Source organism: Mycobacterium timonense, from assembly GCF_025821985.1.
In the GTDB taxonomy this organism is placed as follows: domain Bacteria; phylum Actinomycetota; class Actinomycetes; order Mycobacteriales; family Mycobacteriaceae; genus Mycobacterium; species Mycobacterium avium.
Genome location: NZ_JACKSY010000093.1, coordinates 1 through 419 on the forward strand (window position 1 = coordinate 1; position 419 = coordinate 419).

Sequence of the window (419 nt, forward strand, 5' to 3'; positions counted from 1 at the left end):
TGTCCAGCCCGATGCCGGGCAAGCGGTGCTGGCCGGCTGGCGGATGCTGCTGGACAACGCCCGGATGCAAGACGGTGAGCCACATCTGGCGGGGACGGCGCGCAAATCCGTGGCGCGGCTGTCCGCCGACACGGCCGCAGAGATCGGCGCCGGCGACGGCGACACGGTGACCGTCTCCACGCCACGCGGGTCCGTCAACCTGCCGCTGGTCGTCACCGACATGCCCGACCGGGTGGTGTGGCTTCCGCTGAACTCGTCGGCCTCGGCGGTGCACCGCCAGCTCGGCGTAACCCTCGGCAGCACAGTGACAATCGGAGTGGGCAAATGACTACCGGCTTGACGGTCTTCGGGCACGACACCTGGTGGCTGGTGCTCGGCAAGGCGCTGGCCATCTTCGTGTTCCTCATGCTCAACGTGCT

The 419-nt window shown here is 68.5% G+C and carries 2 protein-coding genes; both read left to right on the forward strand.

From position 1 onward, the window contains the following. On the forward strand, positions 1-328 hold a 328-nt coding region (locus tag H7I87_RS20145), incomplete at its 5' end, for a molybdopterin dinucleotide binding domain-containing protein (RefSeq protein ID WP_276058868.1). Between the two features lie 8 nt (positions 329-336). Next, on the forward strand, positions 337-419 hold an 83-nt coding region (locus tag H7I87_RS20150; RefSeq protein ID WP_264002849.1), incomplete at its 3' end, for a hypothetical protein.